We start from the raw sequence: 19,008 nt of genomic DNA, 5'->3' as shown, positions 1-19,008 counted from the left end.
CCTAGCTAATCAGATAGTTCCAATTGTGTTTGTCTTCTTGCTCCCCTCTGCGGATCGCTTCCAGCTCATTTTTGAGAGTAAACATCACCGCGCCGGTTTCTGTGTAGGGGAAATAATCGGTGCCGTTAATCTGGACACACGACATGGATGACACGATCGCTGCAGTGCCTACGCCAAACAATTCCACACGTTCATCATTCTCAAAATACCCTTGCAGCTCTTTGCAGCTGATCGCTCTTTCTTCAAATAGAATATTCAGATCCTTTGCAATCTGAATGATTGAATCTCGCGTGATACCATCAAGTATGGAGCTGCTGACCGGGGGGGTAACAAGGGTGCCGTGTACATACATCATGATATTCATTGTTCCGGCTTCTTCCAGACACTCGTGCGTTTTGGCATCGGTCCAGATCACCTGGTCGAAACCGGCTTCGACTGCTTTTTGTGTCGGGTAAAAAGCACCGCCATAGTTCCCTCCGAACTTGGCATATCCCGCGCCGCCTTCGGCTGCACGCGCATACTGCGTCTCTACTTTGACTTTCAGCGGCTTGTCATAATACTCCCCGATAGGCGTACAGGCAACTGCAAAAAGATATTCGCTGGACACTTTTACACCGAGCCGAGCTTCGGTGGCTATCACAAACGGGCGTATGTATAAAGCAATGTCCGTGCGATCAGTCGGCAGCCAGGTCTGGTCTTTTAGGATTAGATGGGTAAGCCCTTCCAGAAAAAGGTGCCTTGGCAATACCGGCATCGACATTCGCTCCAAAGACTTGCTCAACCGATCATAATGCTTGTCTGGCCTGAAAATGCTGATCGAGCCGTTGGCCAGCCGGAATGCTTTCATGCCTTCGAAAACGGTTTGCCCATAGTGGAAACAGAGCGCGAAGGGACTTAGGGTAAGGTTTTGAAATGGCTGTACGCCCAGGCTCGACCAATTACCGCCTTTGTATTCAGCAAGAAACAGGTGGTCTGTCGGCGTTTCTCCAAACGAGAAGTGATTAAAGTCAAACTGCTGCGCGCGGCTTGTCTGGGGTAAATCCAGGTTTTGCATGGATAATTGGATACTGGTGATCTGCAAATATCCATTCAAACCAAACTATGAGAACAGACGCAATTTCATCATTTTCGATGGGTGCAGCTCTTTCACTGGTACTTGGTAGGGCTGTCGTAATAGAAGATGTAAATATCTGGTGAATCGAAGAAAAACAATGAATAAGAAAGGCTATACCAACAAATGACTGTCCCGATCTGCCACCGCGGTTGTCCTATATCCCCTACAACTGCCGATGCCTGAAATGGTAGCTTTGTTTATTATAAATAAAAAAAGGCAATCGAAATGGATATCAAATTCGAAGGCGGCATCAACATTGCCGTAAAGATTCCGAAAGCTAAATACGAAGCCACAGTTCATTTCTATCGCGACATTCTCAAACTCATCGTGGAAGAAAAGCCGATCACGAATCCGACAGTTTCGCGAACACACCAGGTTCGCTTCGGTAGCAACGTCATGTGGCTGGACTGCGTCGATAACTATACGCATTCCGAAACCTGGCTGGAGCTCAATGTGGAGAATATCCCGGCAGCAACTGAATACCTGAAATCTCACGGTATTTCGACCTGTGACGAACTGGAAGAACTTCCCGACAATATGCATTGGATCACCGATCCCGCAGGCTCAGTCTATATTGTTAAAAACAGAGAGTGATTCTGAGGCAATTAAAATCGAAAAGTCATGGCGAATAAGCTCTCAAGCCGACTTCAAGAAATTGTGGATGCACTGCCGCTGAAAGAAGGTATGAGAATATTGGAGATCGGCTGTGGATCAGGTGCTGCTGCCCGCGAAGTTGCCAAACGTGTCCCAGGTGGTCGAGTTCTGGGAATTGATCGTTCATCCAAGGCTATCGAACAGGCTATTGAAAATAGTAAGGCAGAAATTGCTTCCGGCGTACTTTCTTTTCGTGCCGAGTCAATCGAAAACTTTGAGCTGCAAGCGGGCGAAGGGAGGTTTGATCTCGTCTTTGCGATTCGTGTAGGTGCGCTGGACGGAAGACATCCGAAAATTGAGCAGCAGGCTATCGAAAAAATCCGGAAATCACTCAAACCAAATGGTAAGGTTTATATTGATGGCGGAAACCCATTGAAGCTGCTTGCAATCTGAAAACCGATAACTAAAACATTGTTATGAAACTTTCTTTAAAAGCGGACAACATCCTGGAAAAGATCAATGGTAATACCAAACTGGGAGATTTACGGAAAATTGCCAAGGATATTAAGAAAGATCATGAGCTGGCTCTTGAACTTTGGTCGACCGGGAGATTTTTGCCCAGGCAACTGGCCATTTTAATTATGGACAATAAGCGTATTTCACAAGATCTGATCAATAAGCTTAACAATGATATGAAGACCCATCCGTCAGGAGAGGCCAATCAACTTATGGACTGGTTAATGGCCAATCAACTCCTTAAAGACAAGAAGATCACTGCTTTAATTGAATCATGGGAAAATAGCCCGTCTGCTCTTCAAAGAAGAGTATTCTGGTATCATCAGGCGCGTTTGAGATGGATGGGACAAACACCCCCTGATAACACGGCGGAATTGCTGGCCAAAATAGAAACCAACATTGCCAAAGAAGAACCGGAAGTGCAATGGGCGATGAACTTCACCGCCGGTTGGATTGGTGTCTATGAAAAACAATATCGGGATCGCTGTATTGCCGTCGGCCAGAACACTGGTCTTTATAAGGGAGAAATGGTCTCAAAAGGCTGTACTCCGGATTATCTGCCGGATTTTATAGCGATTGAAAGTAGCAAACGGAATTTATAGTTATTTTTCTTAAAGAAGATACGATTCACCCTGCTAGCCGATCACATATCTCACCTATGATTAAAACATATTTACAACCGCTGTTACCGATGAGCTTATTGCCGGATTAATACTCTGAATCAGAATACCCAGCCTCTTTGGGGAAAGATGAATGTGGCTCAGATGCTGGCTCACTGTCGTGTAAGCTATAAACTTGCATGGCATGAGGAAGCTTGGTGATCATCAACCACCTGCGCCAATGAACTAAATCAAGCGAGAACCCTGACCTGGATAAAAATTTCTTTTGTGTCCCCATAGCGTGTGTTAATGTTGCCGGCGTCTGAACCCTGCACATCCTAACTCATTTCAGCTTGGGTGGGCATCATATTCACTTTCAGTTCTTAATTTCGTGGTCGGTAAACATAAACAAAAACATGACCAAAGCAGATATTGTATCCCGAATAACCGAAAAAACTGGCATTCAGAAAGAGGAGGTTGAAAAAATTATCGAATCGTTTTTTGCAACTATCAAAAATTCACTTCGTGAGGGTGAAAACGTTTATTTCCGGGGCTTCGGCAGCTTTATTATCAGGCAAAGGGCTGCTAAAACAGCAAGAAACATCACTCTGAAATCAACTATTGTCGTCCCTGCCCATCAAGTTCCCGTTTTCAAACCAGCTGACGATTTCATCAGCCAGGTAAAGAAAGGCCTGCCGGTACAGTAGTCGTTCGACGTTTTGCTGTGTAAAGAACCGCGCTCTACGATCTTTACACAGCAAAAAGCTTCCTTAGCACCTTACCTGGCACGCCGTTACGATTTTGGTTTTGCATTTTTCACTGCCGCCCAGCCTCGTCCAAATAGATGCTGCTGGGCTGTTTGCGGCTCAGGGAGGGTTCATATTTAATATAGCCGTACTCGCTGAGCTGTCTGATATACCTGAAATAGGTGTCCCGACTGCTGACTTTGGCAAGACCAATGACCTGATGGGAGAAAACCATCAGTGGTTGCCGGTACTGCTGAGCCGCCCAGCACTGCAGAAGTGCCGCATAGAGGCCGATATGGCCACAACTAATGCGCGGGTCGCGAGCTATGCCTTCAAAAAAAGTATGCAGCAGCCCCGATACTGTTATGCTAAGGGTGTACGCGCACAAAATGATTGTCCGTTTCCGAACAGCCATAACGAGGGTTTGTTTACTAACCTAATTAAAGGTACCTGTAACAAGGGCATGACTATTTTGGACTGCAAACCTGTCAACCTTTTTCACCTGAATCATGATCGGTAGCTACTTTAAAACGTCCGGACGCAGCTTGATGCGCAACAAGCTGTTTTCTTCCATCAATATTGTTGGCCTCGCCATTAGTATGTCCGTCGGGTTACTGCTGATCGCGTTTGTGCTCGACCTGCGTTCTTACGACAAGTTCAACAAGAACGGTGAGCGGATCTATCGCATTACCAACGTAGCGGCTTTCAAAGGTGAAAAAGGTGGCAAGTTTTCATCGACATCTGTAAAGACAGGAAAGCTGATCCGCCAGAAAGTGACTGGTATTGAAGAGGTGGCTATTATGCGCAATGACTTTTTGCAGGATGGGAGGGTTGGCGACAATGTTCTTCCGATCAAGGGCATCTGGGCGGAGCCTTCGGTGTTCAAAATATTTACATATCCAATGCTGGAAGGCAATCCCGAAAATGCGCTGCGCGATCCCTACTCGATCGTTCTGACGGAGACGGCCGCGAAAAAGCTCTTCGGCAATGGAGCCGCGCTTGGCAAAGTGATAAAATTCGATACACTTGATTATCAGGTAACGGTGTGATGAAGGACGTTCCTTTCTTTTCGCATCTGAGTTTCGAAGCATTGGTGTCTTTCTCGACTGCCGAACAGCTAAACAGGAAAGATAAGAATTTCGACAAATGGACAAACATGTTTTCGAGCTCCGTTTACCTTTTGCTGCCGGAAAATACCCGGGTTTCCTCAGTCCAGTCGCAGCTCGACGCAATTGCAAAGCAGGAAAATCTCGCCGAAGAAAACACAAAGATCCAGCTCGAATTGCTTCCTTTATATGACATTGTGGTCGGAGAAAATCTCCAATCCGGCTCCATGAGTGGCTCCACTGGTCCTCATATGGCTCCGGTTGTACTCTGGATACTGGGTGGCCTCGCATTGGTCGTAATATTGTCTGCGTGTTTCAATTATACCAATCTTTCGGTAGCACGCGCCATGCGGCGCTTTAAGGAAGTAGGTCTGCATAAAGCGATCGGCGCCGGAAAGGCACAGATCCGGCAACAATTTCTGGCCGAGGCGATCATCATTTCCCTGACAGCACTTTTCCTTTCATTCTTTCTATTTCTCGTGTTGCGGCCGCAGCTGATCAACATGGCCCCTGAAATGCAGCGTACTGTGAAGTTGGAGCTCAGTCCGTCCATGATCATAGCGTTTATTTTGTTTTCTGTCGGTGTGGGCGCTATGGCCAGCTTTATGCCTGCGATATTCTTTTCAAAAGTCAGTGCAATCCATGCGCTCAGGAATGTCTTTTCTGTGAAAGCGTTCAAACAAGGGACGCTCATACGCGCCCTGGTCGTGATCCAGTATACGGTCACACTGATCTTTATTACAACAACCGCCGTCGGCTATGTGCAGTATAAAAACATACTTGGGTTCGACCTTGGATTCAACACAGAAAATGTCTTGAACATCAATATGCAGGGTAATAAAACCGATGCGCTTCTCAAGGAACTAAGCGAAATGCCGGAGGTAACAGCACTGTCCCGCTCGTTTATCATCACCAGTGTAGGCAATGCATGGGGCGGCTATATGAAATACAAAGATTCCGGGGACTCCGCCCTGGTGATGACCAACAACGTAGATGAAAACTACCTGGCTGTTCATGGATACAAGCTTCTTGCCGGTGGAAATTTTATTGCACGACCAACTACTGCCAACGCTGTCCGCGAGGTTATTGTAAATCAGGAGTTCTTGAAACGATTTAACATCGGAACAGGCGACCCTCAGAAAGCACTTGGTGAGGAAATTACATTCATTAATTTTAAAGTAAATGGACAAAAGATGACTATTGTGGGCGTGATGCGGGACTTTCGCTACGGCAAGGTCGACAACCGCATCGGCCCGGTGGCAATCATGCCCTGGACACCCGAAGATAGGGCTATCATTAATGCCAAGATAAAAAGCAATGATATGCCGGCGACGATGGCCAGGATCGAATCAACATGGAAGAAAATCGATCGTGTTCACCCATTCGAGGCTGAATTCTATGACGAAGCAATAGAAGATGCTTACAGCGAATTTTCCACCATGATCAAGATCATTGGTTTCCTTTCATTCCTTACTATTTCTATCGCATCGTTGGGATTGTTTGGAATGGTGGTATTCACAACCGAGACAAGGCTGAAAGAGATCGGCATCCGAAAAGTAGTGGGCGCCACCTCCGCCAGTCTGATCTACTTATTAAGCCGCGGCTTTCTAATTTTGCTGTCAATATCGGCGATGATTGCCTTGCCGGTGACATACCTTTTCTTCGAGAGATTTTTGTTCACGAACTTCCCTTATCATACACCAGTGCAAATAGCAGAGCTGTTCGCTGGCTTGCTGGCGGTGTTGCTGACCGCATTCGTTATGATCGGCTCACAAACGCTGAAGGCGGCGCGAAGTAATCCGGTGGAGGTTCTTAAAAATGAGTAGGATTTGAGAGTTGGAACCTATATTTAATAAGTTTCAATCAAACGCCGGACACGTTGCAATACCAGACCTTTCAGCCACAGCCTGATTTAAATTCATTTGTCAAATGTTACTGGACATTGGAAGTCCCGGCAGATAGTGACACCGCCAAGCAACGGACACAACAACTTCCGCTGGTAATCCCGAAAAGCCTCTTGGGTCAAGCGATAGCTTATACCTTGCCCCGTAGGGAAGGACTCAGTCCGTATGCATTACATGGGCAATTTGAGATCGACCGCGGCGGCGGACCGCAATAACTTGGCTGAAAATGTCATCAGACCTCTGGCCATTGGAAGAAAGACGTTTTTGTTCGCCGGCTCCCATCAGGCAGCTGAGATGACAGCAGCTATGTACTCCTTTATGGCTCCGTGCAAGAAAAATGGTGTTGATGAGCAGGAATTGGCTCAAAGACGTATTCGAAAGGATTCAATCACACAAACAAAAAAATCTTTATCAACTGCTTCCAAATAACTGGTTGGAGTATCGAAATCAGAACGGTTAACCTAGCTGCCATGAAGCCCAACTACACAATATGGGTTCGTCGGTTGAATACGGTTCAACTATTTTCTGCCATCCCTATCCGGCTCGCTTTAATCCCTAACAAAGCGCTACATGTCCCTAAAAATTTAAAGAAGAATTTTGCGGCGTAAAATTTCGATCATCTCGAAAATTTACTAACGGCATCATGCAACACCGTATTTACGACTTTTTTCTGCTAAGAAGGCCTTTGTTACCAAAGCAGACCTTGGCAGATTTTCATGAAAAGGTCGGCACCGACCCAGTAGCATTTCAGAACGAGTTGATTCGAATTTTCTCCAACCCATTGGTTCAGGACAGCCTTTTTATAGCCTCCAAGCCTCTTTTTGAATCTCTGATGGGGGTTTTAGCATCCAAGCCAATTAAGAAGGCCGATAGAACCTACCGGGCCTTGTATAAATATTTGATAAGGATGTCAACCCGGTGCACACCTTTTGGACTATTTGCGGGCTGTACAACCGGTCAGATCAAAAGTGAGACGGCCATCACAATTTCGAATGCCGATCAAATAAGGCCGGCGTACAGGTTAAATGCAGGTATTGCCGATCAGCTTTGCCAGTACTGGCAACAAACAGAAAATCTTAGTAGCCAGCTGCTCTTTTATCCCAATTCCAGTCTGCTAGCAGGCCCGAGTTGGTTTAGGTATCTGGAAAGAAACCGACAGGAGCCGGGCCGTTTCACGCTGACCGAGCTCAGCTTTCAGCCAGCTCAGGAAGGACTATGGCAGAGAGCAGGCTGATGTGATCATGAACATCACCGGTAATTTGATAGCCGGGCAGGTCTCAGGAGACACGGCAAGGCAGCTTTCGGAACGGTTTGGAAAAATCATGCAGGATCGTACCAGCTTTTCTATCACTCGGAACGATACTTCCATAAGTCAATCAAAGCAGCTAGACCTTGCCATCCCAGCCTCTAAAATCGCCTCACTAAGCTCAGGAGAATTTGTAGGAATCGTGGCAGATACGCCCAGTGAAAAGGTTGATCTAAAGATTTTTCATTGTGAAATCGCCAATGATCATCATGCTATCAAAAAGCAGGAAGATGCCTACAAGGAAATTCCAAGGGTACGAAAGATCGATCAGGCCGCGGTAATGGCCAACTATTATCAAATTAAGCAGGAGGTGCAAAATATTGTGTTTTCAGAGATGGAACGCTTGCTTAATGATCCAGAGCTGTCGCACTTGATTATTGATAAGTAGTTCATGCAAAATGCACTTAGCGCCTTCACCCTTGTACGTAATAAACCCTAGTACCAGCAAGATATATCAAAGAAGTCAGCTCGCTAAACTCGATTCCTGCTGATTCGATTGTTTAACAGAATGTACTGCTTCATAGGGCATCACTAGGCTTACTTTCCAACTACCACGTGAAGCGATTTTGCTGTTCCGTTGTTGAATGTGAGATTGACAACATAACGGCCCTGCGGGAGATTACCAACTTCAAGTCCGGCTGAGATGTTTTTTGTTTTTGTCAGTGGCCTGCCACTTAGGTCCACCAGCGTAGCTTCTTTCAATGTGTTCTGGGTTATTCCATTGAAATTGATCCTGTCAGACGCCGGGTTTGGGTAGATAAATGCGGTTGCATGCTGGTCAAATCGTAACTCTTTGATCTGGCTGTATGTGTAGGATGCATCCAGATCAACCATTTTCAAGCGGTAAAGATTAACTCCGGTTAATGGATGCTGATCAACAAACTGGTAGTTCGAATGATGATCCGTGTTTGCGCTCGTGGTAGCAGCCTGCAAGCCGATTTGCGCCCACTGCTTGCCGTCTGCACTGCGTTCAATTTCGAAGTGACTGCTATTTACCTCTGCGGATGTAACCCAGTTTAGAATGGCCGATTGCTCAGCCGCTTTCACATGAAAGCTCGCCAAAGTAACAGGCAAAGATCCCTCTGCGATCACGCCCAACGTAAAAATGCTGAAGTTATCAGGAGTAAGTTCTTCGCTTGTGGTTATCGATCCCGCTGTAAGTGAGCTACTTTCTCCACCTACAGACACAGGATCGACAATGGATGGCACCTTCACCCATTTGCCTGCCGACCAACCAACAATCGTCAGCTTGGCCAGATCTTTGCCCGCGAGCATGGAAGTAATATCGCTATCCGCATTCCAGGTCAGACTGATTGTCGTACTTGCCGAACCATTAATGTCCCAGAACTCCTTGTTGCTGACCAGGCTCGTGCCGGGATCGGTGACCAGCGGATTAAATGGTCCTTCATTGAACATATCACGCGTCATATCTGAGCCCGGGTCCCCAAAGAAGTATGCGCCGGAAGTACCCTGCGCCTCGGCCGCAAATGGCCGGAGAGTACCATTGCCACCAACGGGGTAAACGAACAGATTTGTGCCCACCTTCTTCACGTACCCGTCCACAAAATTATCAATCCCAAGTATGCCCGTCTCCACCCCCGGCCCAAATGTAACGAGTCCGATCTGGGTACCGCGCTTTGTAGATATACTGTTGGTAAACTGCGCCGAGACTTCTAAGTTGAAGAGAGTGAGGGTACTTAGTAAGCCACAGAAAAACAACTTGGACAGATTCTTCATAATAAATTCGTATACAAGTAGAGTTAATGGGCTGAAATATACAGTTTATTCCTATTTCATATCAATTATTTCTACAACGATGTGCTACAAATTAGACATCCAAATCGATGTGCAGGTTTACGGCAAGGCATATCTGGCGTGTTGAAGCGTGTGCTACCGGCAGTTGGCAGAAGATCTTACTTGTCAACGCAGGTATGGGAATGAAGACGAACTGGAAAAATGGCTATCCCGGGCTTATCCACAGTTCGAATAACTATCCAGAAAATCCGTTAAGGCTGGCATTTAGCACACGAAGACGCCGGCACGTGGCGAGGTCTCGTCGAGCGGGGTGGCGTGTGGTCAAAGCAGGAACTACTTGCTGGATCTGAGAAGAATTAAATAGCGCTGTTCCGATGCGAACTATTTCGTTAATTATTAGACGATTATTTACTGAACACAATTTAATTGAACCAATCGAATATTATATTTAATCCTGACAAGTTTACACCAATTTAACCATCCCATTTGAAACATTTTCAGTATTTCAAAAACATGAATTTCGTGTAGAATAAAGCCTTTTCCGGCGTTTAGAAACGGGATTTTTGTGACCCCAGATTTCGTCAAACTGACCACATATTACCCGGGGTATCGCCCCAAAAAGTATTTTGCCCTACCCTATTGTTGTAATTTAGATTTCGAAATCAAACAGGCCACTTGCAAACTGACCTGTATTTTATCAAGCACACTCTTTTTCGATATCCGTCAATAGCATAGCCAGCCAATAAACTTGTCTGTTGTTATTGATTACCTGACACCAACATCATCACATAAAAAATAGGCTTTTTAATAAGTTTATCGACCTGACGATTACGCCTTCAGAAATACCAATGGAAAGTTTAATGCAGTGTCAGTAAGATTGGTGATAAATAATACAGACTTTGTGTAATATACTTTATTACTGATCGCAGATTTATTCATTTGCATTGGAGATATATTTCGCCTCTGCTGAAAAATGCTCCTTGCTTTATAAAAAGAAATTCCAGTACAAATAAAGACATGTGTTTGTACTATAATGAATTTAGATTATTAACTATTGATGATTGATTCGTAATGAGTAAAAAAGTATTTGATGTCCCTGTCCTGCTCATCACTTTTAACAGGCCGGAAACCACTTGTCATGTTTTTGCACAAATCAGGAAGCTAAGACCTTCAAAACTTTACATATTCTCAGATGCGGCAAGAGTAGAAAAGCCCGAAGAAAAAGAATTGGTAGATGCATGCAGGAGCTTGTTCGACGATTCGCAGATTGATTGGGATTGTCAGGTGGAAAGATGGTTTGCTGACAGTAACATGGGCTGCGCAATGGGTGTATCTTCTGCGATCAGCTGGGCATTTGAAACAAATGAGAAATTGATCATTCTGGAAGACGATTGTTTGCCACACCCAACCTTCTTTTCGTTTTGCAAAGTAATGCTTGATAAATACCACAACAATGATCGCGTGATGCATGTTTCAGGTACCAGATGGAACGAAGAATTTGTCATGGGGCAATCCGATCATTTTTTCAGTTTGATAGGTCACATCTGGGGCTGGGCAACCTGGAAAAGAGCGTGGAATAAATATGATTTCTGGATGGAGAAGCTGCCCGAAATGAAGAATCAAAGAAAGATCCAGACGTTATTCGGAGATAGCAAAATCGCCAGATATTGGTACGACCGGTTTAACGAAGTTTATGTGGAAGAGAAAAAAAGAACCTGGGATTACCAGTGGCAATATACTCTCTTCCTCAATTACGGTCTGGCGGTGGTTCCAAACGTTAATCTGGTGAGTAATATCGGTCTGGTTGGCGTTCATTCGAGCGGAGAAAAGACCGAGGACCATTTTTGCGAAACCTGGCCCTGGCAAAATACAGGTTCACAGGTGCAGCTGGCAGTCAACACCCAATACGAGCGTCACCACGCAAAAAAACGGTTCATGAGAAAACCACCCATGCGCATTCGGATCATGAACAGGGTGAAGAATATGCTGCATTTGAGTGCGTAGTGAGAACACTAAGGGCTATTCGCGAAGTAAGGATTAATAAAAAGCTATCTATTTAACTACCTGTGTATTAATGAAAATCGCGGTATTATTAACAACCTACAACAGAAAGAGCAAAACACTCGATTGTTTGAAAACCCTGTACAGTCAGGATATCGATGACAGTGTTCAAATTTCCACTTTTCTGACTGATGATTTATCGTCAGACGGGACAGCCGAAGCAGTAAAGCAATCATTTCCGCAGGTTCAAATTTTAAAAGGAACCGGTAGCTTGTTTTGGGCGGGCGGAATGAGAAAGTCATGGCGACGGGCATCTGCCGGTAATTTCGACTACTATTTGCTGATCAATGACGATACAATGTTATTTTCAGATGCAATTAGTACACTTCTGAGATGTGTGGAATCAACGAAAACAAAAGACGGAGTTCCAGGTATTTGCATTGGTAGTACGATGGATTCTATATCAAAAAAAATATCTTATGGAGGAAAAAAATTAACATCGAATTTTTCCATAAAGAGTGTTCAGGTTTTCAGCTCCAAAGAAGCGGTGGAATGTGATCTTGGAAATGCAAATATCATGCTGGTTCCCGCAGCTGTCGTAGAAAAAGTCGGTATTTTATCTGAGAATTTCACACACGGAATTGCTGACTATGACTATACATTGAAAGCAAAGAAGGCAGGATTTTCCGTTTTTGTTGCACCCGGAATTTTAGGTGAATGTACGGATGATCACGGTAATAACTGGCGCGGTTCCAATACGCGGCTTTCGGAGAGAATCAAATATTTAAAGAGCCCAAAAGGGTTAGCTTATCATGAATATCTGGGATTTATACGTGATCACTTTCCAGTCTATTATCCATTTGCATTCAGCAAGCTGTGGCTCAAAACTTTATTTCCATTTTTATGGGATAATTTAAAAGCAACGCAAAGTTAAAGGCCTTTTCATAGCGCTATTTAGCAAATTTATAAACCCCGCTAATCTAAATGATAACCCCACTAGACTCAGGTTTGGCCACAAAATAAAAGATCAAGAAATAACCTTTGGTAACTTAGATTAACAATTCAGCACAATAGCAAATGATTGTAACACGGGAGCTGTTCAGTGCTCCCCGATTAAGGCACACATGTTAGCATTCGTCGATTGACACCTGCCATCAGCCTAAACTATTATAGATCCATTTATTTGGTTCAAAACTGATTAATAAAGCTAAATACTCTGCCTCGTTCCGAATAATCCCTCAAAATGGAGAATAAAATTCATGTCGTTTACCTTACCAACGTTCCTGCCCCTTACCGGGAAAGAATGCACGAACTGCTCGAACAAGAAAGCGCATTTGCATACACTGTTGTGTATTGCGCGCAGCTTGAACCTAACAGGTCGTGGAAGCTGGATTATGGGAAATATGCGAGGTACTTTCTGAGCGAGGCATCAAAGACATTCAAGCATAATAATCCCTCTGTCTGGGCGCTGCTTAATGTGATCAGGCCGGATGTTCTGATCATTACCGGATTCAATCCGACAATGCTTTATGGTTTTATCTGGGCGATGCTTAAAAGATGTAAGTTAATCGTATCCCTCGATGGCACCTATGATTCGGAAAAGGACTACTCAATATTCCATAAGCTGGTCAGAAAGATCATTTTCCCCTTTACAAACGCCTTTATTGGGCCGAGCCGCGGATCGGCTAAGCTCTTCAAAAGCTACGGGGTTAAGGATAGCGACATATTCAAGAGCACACTGTGTGTTGATAACAGCAGATTTTCCCCATCCAGCATCACCGACAGGGAATTTGACATCATGTTTTCGGGCCAACTCATCGCGCGAAAAATGCCTGGCTTTTTTGTGGATGTGGCCTGCCGGCTCAACAAGATTTATCCGGGACTCAAAATACTTTTGGTTGGGGACGGTCCCGAAAGGGAGCCCGTTTTAAAGCGGCTTGATTCAGAAGGGCTGGATTATCTCTTCACCGGCTTTCTTGACCAGCAATCGCTCGGTTCGTGCTACAACAAGTCGAAATTATTCCTTTTCCCGACGTTGCATGATCCCTGGGGCATTGTTGCAAATGAAGCCTGCGCCAGCGGCACGCCCGTGATAACCTGTGCAAACGCCGGCGCGGCTGACGATCTGATCATTGATCAGCACACGGGCCTAATACTCCCATTGGATGTGGATATCTGGGTTGAACAAATCGCCAGGCTGTTAAACAATCCGGGGCAGATCCGGCAGTATGCCAGCAATGCATTATCGCGGGTCCGGATCTACAATCACAACCAGGCAGCTCAGGGAGTGGTAGATGCTGTGTTGCACACTGTCCCAAGCACTTTTGCAGGGACTTACCACCAGATCTGATGCAAAGTTTACATGACAAACATAAAGTTAAAGTATAGTTACAAGCGACACGTATATAGCATAACGTTAACCCGTCTATTCTGATTTCAGCTTACAATAATATCATTTTAAACAAACCTTTTTCTTCTGATCATCTATCTCAAACTCATCAAAAATAATCGTTATGGTAAAAGTTGCATTGATTGGTGCCGGCAAGATGGGCATATCCCATCTCTCTATCCTCGGGGCACATCCGAATGTTGAAGTTGTCGGAGTGAGTGACACCTCAAAAATGGTCCTTGACGTTTTCGAAAAATATTCTTCGTTCCCCTGCTTTTCCAATTATGAGGAAATGCTTGCGAAGACAAATGCAGACGCAGTTTTTGTATCTGTTCCCACCAAATACCACGCAACAATGGTGCGCAAGGTCCTGGAAAGAGGCAAGCACGTTTTTGCTGAAAAACCGCTTTGTTTGACTGCCGAAGAAGGGAAATCACTCGTTGAGCTGGCAGCGGAAAAGGCTGTTGTCAACCAGGTAGGCTATCACAACAAGTTCATCGGGACATTCAGGGAGGTAAAAAGACTGCTGGATCTCGGTGTTCTCGGCGAAGTATACCATTTTACCGGTGAATCGTACGGGCCGGTTGTAATCCGCGAAAAACAGGATAACTGGCGCGCAGATCCCGCTGAAGGCGGTGGCTGTCTGATGGACTATGCTTCGCACGTTATTGACCTGATCAACTACCTTTTAGGTAACATCACTGGTGTCAGAGGCACGATGCTGGAATCGATTTACTCGAAGAATGTAGAAGACGCTGTTTATTGTATTCTCGAAGTTGATTCAGGTGTAAATGGGGTGCTCTCGGTAAACTGGAGTGACGAGACCTACCGCAAAATGTCGACTTCCATTACAATCCAGGGCAAAAAAGGTAAAATCATCTGCGACGCCAATGAGCTGAAAGTATACTTCAAGTCAAGCGACTGTCCGGAAGGATATTCAAAAGGCTGGACTGTGAAATATGTGACCGATCTGACCGACTCTGTGGATTTCTACCTGAGAGGAGAAGAGTACTCTTCGCAAATCGATTACTTCATCAGTGCCATTGAACGTCAGGTACCTAATGTTATCAACAACTTCAAAAGTGCCTGGTATACCGACAATGTAATTTCAATGATCAAAAGCAGCAACCTTAATTAATCATGGACAGAATCATCTTCGGAGACAATCAATTCTTCGCCGTCAACCATATTTCTGACGAAAAATCACGTGCGCAATCCATTAAGTTTAAAGACGATCGCGCGATCATCAAAACACTGGATATTGCCATTGAAAGCGGCATTAACACTTTCATGTGCACAACGCACGACCGCATCGAAAATATTTGCGACCACATCCGTAAAAACCCCTCTAAGTACCAGGATTTCAAGATTTATCCTTGCATGCCTTACGCACATAAGTATGCAAATGCTGTGACGGAAATGGGCTACGCGGGTACGTTGAAACACTTTGTTCCCGGCAACTTTGTGGGATCACTTTTCAAGGGCGGCCTGGCCTTCTTGTCCAAGGATTATATCTCGATCATGGAACTCCTCATCGACTCTGAGATGAAGATGTTCAGGGGTATTCAAACACCTGTGATCTTTTTACAGAATGTAATCACAGACCTGCTGCTTGGCCTTGGAATGAACGATATCCTCGTTGCATTTCACCGGTACGTGAAGAAGAAGTACGGCGCAGAAGCGGGTTACATTACCATGAATATGCCTAAACTTCTGTCTGTACTTGAAGCCAATGGCATTCACAACCCGATCATTTGCAGCTCGATCAACAAAGTTGGTTTCCGCATGTCAGGCGGACGTGAGATTTACGAGGAGGTGCTCAGGACAAAAAAGGTGAGAGCAATGGCTATGCAGGTTCTGGCCGGGGGCGCGATCCCTCCGAAGGAGGCGATTGAGTATGTATGCAATTTGCCTAACATCGAATCCATCCTTTTTGGCGCATCGTCTGCCGCCAACATTGAGCAGACAGTAGAACTAATCAACGAATACAGTTTGACTGGCGAATTAAGTGAAGTTGTCAGCTAATCGACACACTTTCAGGCAGTAAAAATCAAACGAATGAACCAAGTACCTATGAGATCAATATTGACATTAGCAATTGCGGGTTTGCTGTTGGCAGGATGCAGAAAAGACAAGGAAGTTACCACAGACCCAAATTTCATTGAATTCAGGGCAACTTATAATAATGCAGACGGGTCTCCAACCCTCAGGTTTCAGCCCGGAGATCTGCCTGCCCGGCTGCGCCTGAATCCCAGCAGCAGCTTTGTTCATTCCGGCGAATGCCAAAAGTCGATGGCCTGCCTGAATTTGTCTGATATCCGCGTTGAAGAAAACGGGACGCCTTACGAGTTCATCATGGAGAATGCAGAGACATTTGAAGTGGTCAATGGGTCTCCGCTGAGAGATCTGGATAACAAACTCTCGATTAGTCCCGTGAAAACGCTGGATTATGTACTTGTCCTGGATATTGGGAGGTCGCTTGGCGGCAACGAGGCGCTCATTAAGCAATACGCCGGCGAGTTTATTGACAGGATTGCTGCCAATGCAGCTACAAAGTCCAGGGTCGGTTTGGTTGTCTTTTCGGATGTCATTGAATCATTTAAATTGAGCTCGGATTACGCTGCCGCAAAGGCTTTCATACAAAGCAGAAAGGGCGGCAGCGAAACCAAGCTTTACCAGGCAGTAGATACCGGATTGTCGCTGCTAGAAGGTTCCAATGCCGAGGCGATGGCGCTCATCACCTTCACCGACGGCCTTAACAACTCGTGGACTGACTCTAATCTCTATCAAAGTATTGATCATGTGAAGAACCGTCTTGGTTCGCCAATTGGTGGCAAATTTGTCTCCACCTATACGATTGGTTTAAAGGGCCATCCCACATACAGCCCCGACGAAAAGGTGTTAAAAGACCTGACACGAAACGGCGGAATTTCCCTGATCGGAAAAACGGCTGGTGAGATGGACGGTATTTTCAAAAAAATGGCTACTTCGGTCTCTTCGGTTTACACTTTTACTTACAGCAGAAATACCAGCAGGTTATCCGCTCCTATTGACCTTCTTTTCAAACTCCAATTGAAAAGTCTCTAATTGAAATTTACCCTCCTCAAACCTTTACTCAGCACATCATGAAAAGTCCATTTGTTGCGGGATACCCGTTCGACGATATTCTGGAAAAGTCAGTTTCAGAGAAAGACTGGGCGGCTTACAAGCGAATCTTCGACGTTGCATTCTCGCTGACAGTTATGCTTTGCGGAATACCTTTGTTCCTGCTGGTGATGATTCTTGTGAAATGCTCGTCGAAAGGCCCCGTGTTCTTTTTACAAACAAGAACCGGCCGCTGGGGCGAACCTTTCAGCATCATCAAGTTCAGGACCATGTATACCGACTCGCACAAATACAACCTTACACATTCGCTGGGCGCTTCTGACCCACGAATTACTCCGGTCGGAAATTTTTTAAGAAGAACGCGCCTGGACGAGTTGCCACAGTTCCTGAATGTGCTAAAAGGCGAAATGTCGGTCGTCGGCCCGCGACCGCTCCACCAGGTTGATGTAGATATGCTGATGGCACAAGCAAGCCACGATTTTCAACGGCTGCTTACGATCCGCCCAGGTATCACTTCTATTGGTCAGATCAAAGTGGGGTATGCGACTAATGCAAGTGAAAATTTGAAGCGATTGAAATACGATGTTATGTACCTGGACATCTACGGGATGAAAACCGATATCTATCTAATCTGGCTTACTATCCAAGTTGTTCTAACTGGGAAAGGTAAATAGTAGAACCAGCACAAATTCCAACTATAAATAAGTTAGATCCATAAATACAAAGATCCGCATCGATATACGTATACGGCACACCGTTAATCAAATGCAGTTTCAATTATAAATAATCTGGACTAAGTACCAAGCCTGCTTAACAGGTTCATCATCAACTTGAATACGCTCTATTCTAAACTTGCAACGAGCTGTTAGTTCCTAACCACCGAATTAGTAAAACTGACCCCAAGATTCAAGGCCATTCGCCCCAAAAAAAGTGATAATCTTTATGCAGGGCGTAATTTAGATGAAAATAAGACAACTCAACGTATGAATTCCTGCCTCCCTATTGATTGCCACGCTCTTTTTGCCAGCCGAGAAACCCATCAAGAGAGATACCGTTCCTACTCTGGTACCACATATAAAAATGCCATTTAAAAAATGAAAAATTTGCTATCAAGGATTACCATTGCAGTGGCGACACTCGTATTCGCATCATGCAGTTCCTATAAGAATGTGCCCTATTTTAAAGATTTAAATCAGGCGCTGCCTTCCATTGATACTGTTGGGAATTACTCTTCTCTAACCATTCAGGTTGACGATATTCTGGGGATAAATGTTACCAGTCTTAACCCTGACGCTTCGGTTATATTTAATTACAATCTCGGAAGAGTTAATGGAAATAACTTTGATAATTCAAATGGAAATCCTGTGGTGGGCTATCTGGTTGATCAAAACGGGAATATCCAGCTTCCATTGATCGGATCGTTTAAAGTAGCCGGCCTTACTTCCGCACAGGTTCGGGAATCACTTACAAAAAGGTTGGTTACCTATTTGAAAGAACCTGTTGTAAATATCCGACTGCTCAATTTCAAAGTTTCAGTGCTTGGAGACGTACTGCGGCCGGACAGTTACAATGTTCAAAAAGAACGCATCACAGTTATAGAAGCTATAAGTATGGCGGGAGATCTTAATATCACTGCCAACAGAACCAACGTAATACTTATTCGCGAAAGGGATGGAAAAAGGGAATATTACCCGATCGATCTTACCTCGAAAAAAGTGTTTGATCAGCCATTCTATTACCTTAAAAATAACGATATCATTTACGTAAAACCGGAGCGTACTAAGTTTGCGGCCGTTGACAGGAGCTATCGTACTGCGAGCCTTGTGCTTTCAGCGCTCTCCATTATCGCTATTGTTATTACTCAGCTCTAAAA

20 protein-coding genes are annotated in these 19,008 nt (G+C 44.9%); 17 read left to right on the top strand and 3 right to left on the bottom strand.

The annotated features are described in order from the left end of the window. Position 1 precedes the first annotated feature (1 nt). Positions 2 to 1,054: a branched-chain amino acid aminotransferase gene (locus Q369_RS0120370; protein WP_031529615.1), complete on the bottom strand. Its 1,053-nt coding sequence runs from the start codon at positions 1,052 to 1,054 to the stop codon at positions 2 to 4. A 285-nt stretch (positions 1,055 to 1,339) separates the two neighbouring features. Here Q369_RS0120370 and Q369_RS0120365 point away from each other — a divergent pair, with 285 nt between their 5' ends. The 4 genes from Q369_RS0120365 to Q369_RS0120350 all read left to right on the top strand — a co-directional run bounded on the left by Q369_RS0120365 (position 1,340) and on the right by Q369_RS0120350 (position 3,530). Continuing rightward, positions 1,340 to 1,708, top strand: coding sequence for a VOC family protein (locus Q369_RS0120365; RefSeq protein WP_031529614.1), 369 nt, complete (start codon positions 1,340 to 1,342; stop codon positions 1,706 to 1,708). A gap of 27 nt (positions 1,709 to 1,735) precedes the next feature. Further along, on the top strand, positions 1,736 to 2,161 hold the full coding sequence (locus Q369_RS0120360; RefSeq protein WP_031529613.1) for an SAM-dependent methyltransferase: 426 nt from the start codon (positions 1,736 to 1,738) through the stop codon (positions 2,159 to 2,161). Positions 2,162 to 2,184: 23 nt separating this feature from the next. Beyond that, complete coding sequence (locus tag Q369_RS0120355) at positions 2,185 to 2,826, top strand: DNA alkylation repair protein (RefSeq protein WP_031529612.1); 642 nt, start codon at positions 2,185 to 2,187, stop codon at positions 2,824 to 2,826. Positions 2,827 to 3,239: 413 nt separating this feature from the next. Further along, complete coding sequence (locus Q369_RS0120350) at positions 3,240 to 3,530, top strand: HU family DNA-binding protein (protein WP_031529611.1); 291 nt, start codon at positions 3,240 to 3,242, stop codon at positions 3,528 to 3,530. A 109-nt stretch (positions 3,531 to 3,639) separates the two neighbouring features. On the opposite strand, the gene Q369_RS28845 is transcribed toward Q369_RS0120350, so the two are convergent. Beyond that, positions 3,640 to 3,984, bottom strand: a complete 345-nt coding sequence (locus Q369_RS28845; protein ID WP_205624344.1) for a hypothetical protein — start codon at positions 3,982 to 3,984, stop codon at positions 3,640 to 3,642. 94 nt (positions 3,985 to 4,078) lie between these two features. Between Q369_RS28845 and Q369_RS29545 the strand changes: the two genes are divergently transcribed. The 5 genes from Q369_RS29545 to Q369_RS0120325 all read left to right on the top strand — a co-directional run bounded on the left by Q369_RS29545 (position 4,079) and on the right by Q369_RS0120325 (position 8,273). Beyond that, positions 4,079 to 4,618, top strand: a complete 540-nt coding sequence (locus Q369_RS29545; RefSeq protein WP_229206905.1) for an ABC transporter permease — start codon at positions 4,079 to 4,081, stop codon at positions 4,616 to 4,618. Beyond that, positions 4,618 to 6,501, top strand: coding sequence for an FtsX-like permease family protein (locus tag Q369_RS27890; protein WP_229206904.1), 1,884 nt, complete (start codon positions 4,618 to 4,620; stop codon positions 6,499 to 6,501). Before Q369_RS29545 ends, Q369_RS27890 begins: the two co-directional genes overlap by 1 nt. A gap of 252 nt (positions 6,502 to 6,753) precedes the next feature. Then, positions 6,754 to 7,008, top strand: a complete 255-nt coding sequence (locus Q369_RS29920) for an IS66 family transposase (RefSeq protein WP_374754358.1) — start codon at positions 6,754 to 6,756, stop codon at positions 7,006 to 7,008. Positions 7,009 to 7,222: 214 nt separating this feature from the next. Beyond that, positions 7,223 to 7,813 carry a lantibiotic dehydratase gene (locus Q369_RS0120330; RefSeq protein ID WP_031529609.1) on the top strand — a complete coding sequence of 197 codons (591 nt, stop codon included), beginning with the start codon at positions 7,223 to 7,225 and terminating at the stop codon, positions 7,811 to 7,813. Between the two features lie 7 nt (positions 7,814 to 7,820). Beyond that, on the top strand, positions 7,821 to 8,273 hold the full coding sequence (locus Q369_RS0120325) for a hypothetical protein (protein ID WP_031529608.1): 453 nt from the start codon (positions 7,821 to 7,823) through the stop codon (positions 8,271 to 8,273). A 149-nt stretch (positions 8,274 to 8,422) separates the two neighbouring features. On the opposite strand, the gene Q369_RS28460 is transcribed toward Q369_RS0120325, so the two are convergent. Next, the gene (locus Q369_RS28460) at positions 8,423 to 9,622 is read right to left on the bottom strand and encodes a T9SS type A sorting domain-containing protein (RefSeq protein WP_031529607.1); all 1,200 of its coding nucleotides are present in this window, start codon (positions 9,620 to 9,622) and stop codon (positions 8,423 to 8,425) included. Between the two features lie 1,089 nt (positions 9,623 to 10,711). Here Q369_RS28460 and Q369_RS0120310 point away from each other — a divergent pair. From Q369_RS0120310 to Q369_RS0120275, 8 genes are all read left to right on the top strand, one after another. Next, positions 10,712 to 11,644, top strand: coding sequence for a hypothetical protein (locus tag Q369_RS0120310; protein ID WP_051664165.1), 933 nt, complete (start codon positions 10,712 to 10,714; stop codon positions 11,642 to 11,644). A gap of 70 nt (positions 11,645 to 11,714) precedes the next feature. After that, positions 11,715 to 12,575, top strand: a complete 861-nt coding sequence (locus tag Q369_RS0120305) for a glycosyltransferase family 2 protein (protein ID WP_031529605.1) — start codon at positions 11,715 to 11,717, stop codon at positions 12,573 to 12,575. Between the two features lie 309 nt (positions 12,576 to 12,884). After that, positions 12,885 to 13,991 (top strand): glycosyltransferase family 4 protein, encoded by a 1,107-nt coding sequence (locus tag Q369_RS0120300; RefSeq protein WP_031529604.1) that lies wholly within the window; start codon positions 12,885 to 12,887, stop codon positions 13,989 to 13,991. Positions 13,992 to 14,154: 163 nt separating this feature from the next. After that, positions 14,155 to 15,168, top strand: a complete 1,014-nt coding sequence (locus Q369_RS0120295) for a Gfo/Idh/MocA family protein (RefSeq protein WP_035333726.1) — start codon at positions 14,155 to 14,157, stop codon at positions 15,166 to 15,168. Positions 15,169 to 15,170: 2 nt separating this feature from the next. Continuing rightward, positions 15,171 to 16,055, top strand: coding sequence for an aldo-keto reductase family protein (locus tag Q369_RS0120290; protein ID WP_031529602.1), 885 nt, complete (start codon positions 15,171 to 15,173; stop codon positions 16,053 to 16,055). A 48-nt stretch (positions 16,056 to 16,103) separates the two neighbouring features. Continuing rightward, positions 16,104 to 17,117 carry a vWA domain-containing protein gene (locus tag Q369_RS0120285; protein WP_031529601.1) on the top strand — a complete coding sequence of 338 codons (1,014 nt, stop codon included), beginning with the start codon at positions 16,104 to 16,106 and terminating at the stop codon, positions 17,115 to 17,117. Between the two features lie 38 nt (positions 17,118 to 17,155). Next, on the top strand, positions 17,156 to 17,809 hold the full coding sequence (locus Q369_RS0120280) for a sugar transferase (RefSeq protein WP_051664164.1): 654 nt from the start codon (positions 17,156 to 17,158) through the stop codon (positions 17,807 to 17,809). A 420-nt stretch (positions 17,810 to 18,229) separates the two neighbouring features. After that, entirely contained in the window at positions 18,230 to 19,006 is a 777-nt protein-coding gene (locus tag Q369_RS0120275; protein ID WP_031529599.1) for a polysaccharide biosynthesis/export family protein, read from the top strand. Positions 19,007 to 19,008: the final 2 nt, after the last annotated feature.

It is taken from the genome of Dyadobacter crusticola DSM 16708 (assembly GCF_000701505.1).
GTDB lineage: Bacteria > Bacteroidota > Bacteroidia > Cytophagales > Spirosomataceae > Dyadobacter > Dyadobacter crusticola.
Note: the sequence above shows the minus strand (reverse complement) of the source record. Positions and strands in the feature narration are given on the sequence as shown.

Excerpts from the sequence above, each read along its gene's own strand:
- Q369_RS0120310 (WP_051664165.1), top strand. The coding sequence starts at position 10,712 with ATGAGTAAAAAAGTATTTGATGTCCCTGTCCTGCTCATCACTTTTAAC.
- Q369_RS0120295 (WP_035333726.1), top strand. The coding sequence starts at position 14,155 with ATGGTAAAAGTTGCATTGATTGGTGCCGGCAAGATGGGCATATCCCAT.
- Q369_RS27890 (WP_229206904.1), top strand. The coding sequence starts at position 4,618 with ATGAAGGACGTTCCTTTCTTTTCGCATCTGAGTTTCGAAGCATTGGTG.
- Q369_RS0120290 (WP_031529602.1), top strand. The coding sequence starts at position 15,171 with ATGGACAGAATCATCTTCGGAGACAATCAATTCTTCGCCGTCAACCAT.
- Q369_RS0120350 (WP_031529611.1), top strand. The coding sequence starts at position 3,240 with ATGACCAAAGCAGATATTGTATCCCGAATAACCGAAAAAACTGGCATT.
- Q369_RS0120280 (WP_051664164.1), top strand. The coding sequence starts at position 17,156 with ATGAAAAGTCCATTTGTTGCGGGATACCCGTTCGACGATATTCTGGAA.
- Q369_RS29920 (WP_374754358.1), top strand. The coding sequence starts at position 6,754 with ATGGGCAATTTGAGATCGACCGCGGCGGCGGACCGCAATAACTTGGCT.
- Q369_RS28460 (WP_031529607.1), bottom strand. The coding sequence starts at position 9,622 with ATGAAGAATCTGTCCAAGTTGTTTTTCTGTGGCTTACTAAGTACCCTC.
- Q369_RS0120370 (WP_031529615.1), bottom strand. The coding sequence starts at position 1,054 with ATGCAAAACCTGGATTTACCCCAGACAAGCCGCGCGCAGCAGTTTGAC.
- Q369_RS29545 (WP_229206905.1), top strand. The coding sequence starts at position 4,079 with ATGATCGGTAGCTACTTTAAAACGTCCGGACGCAGCTTGATGCGCAAC.
- Q369_RS0120360 (WP_031529613.1), top strand. The coding sequence starts at position 1,736 with ATGGCGAATAAGCTCTCAAGCCGACTTCAAGAAATTGTGGATGCACTG.
- Q369_RS0120355 (WP_031529612.1), top strand. The coding sequence starts at position 2,185 with ATGAAACTTTCTTTAAAAGCGGACAACATCCTGGAAAAGATCAATGGT.
- Q369_RS0120330 (WP_031529609.1), top strand. The coding sequence starts at position 7,223 with ATGCAACACCGTATTTACGACTTTTTTCTGCTAAGAAGGCCTTTGTTA.
- Q369_RS0120300 (WP_031529604.1), top strand. The coding sequence starts at position 12,885 with ATGGAGAATAAAATTCATGTCGTTTACCTTACCAACGTTCCTGCCCCT.
- Q369_RS28845 (WP_205624344.1), bottom strand. The coding sequence starts at position 3,984 with ATGGCTGTTCGGAAACGGACAATCATTTTGTGCGCGTACACCCTTAGC.
- Q369_RS0120365 (WP_031529614.1), top strand. The coding sequence starts at position 1,340 with ATGGATATCAAATTCGAAGGCGGCATCAACATTGCCGTAAAGATTCCG.
- Q369_RS0120305 (WP_031529605.1), top strand. The coding sequence starts at position 11,715 with ATGAAAATCGCGGTATTATTAACAACCTACAACAGAAAGAGCAAAACA.
- Q369_RS0120325 (WP_031529608.1), top strand. The coding sequence starts at position 7,821 with ATGAACATCACCGGTAATTTGATAGCCGGGCAGGTCTCAGGAGACACG.
- Q369_RS0120275 (WP_031529599.1), top strand. The coding sequence starts at position 18,230 with ATGAAAAATTTGCTATCAAGGATTACCATTGCAGTGGCGACACTCGTA.
- Q369_RS0120285 (WP_031529601.1), top strand. The coding sequence starts at position 16,104 with ATGAGATCAATATTGACATTAGCAATTGCGGGTTTGCTGTTGGCAGGA.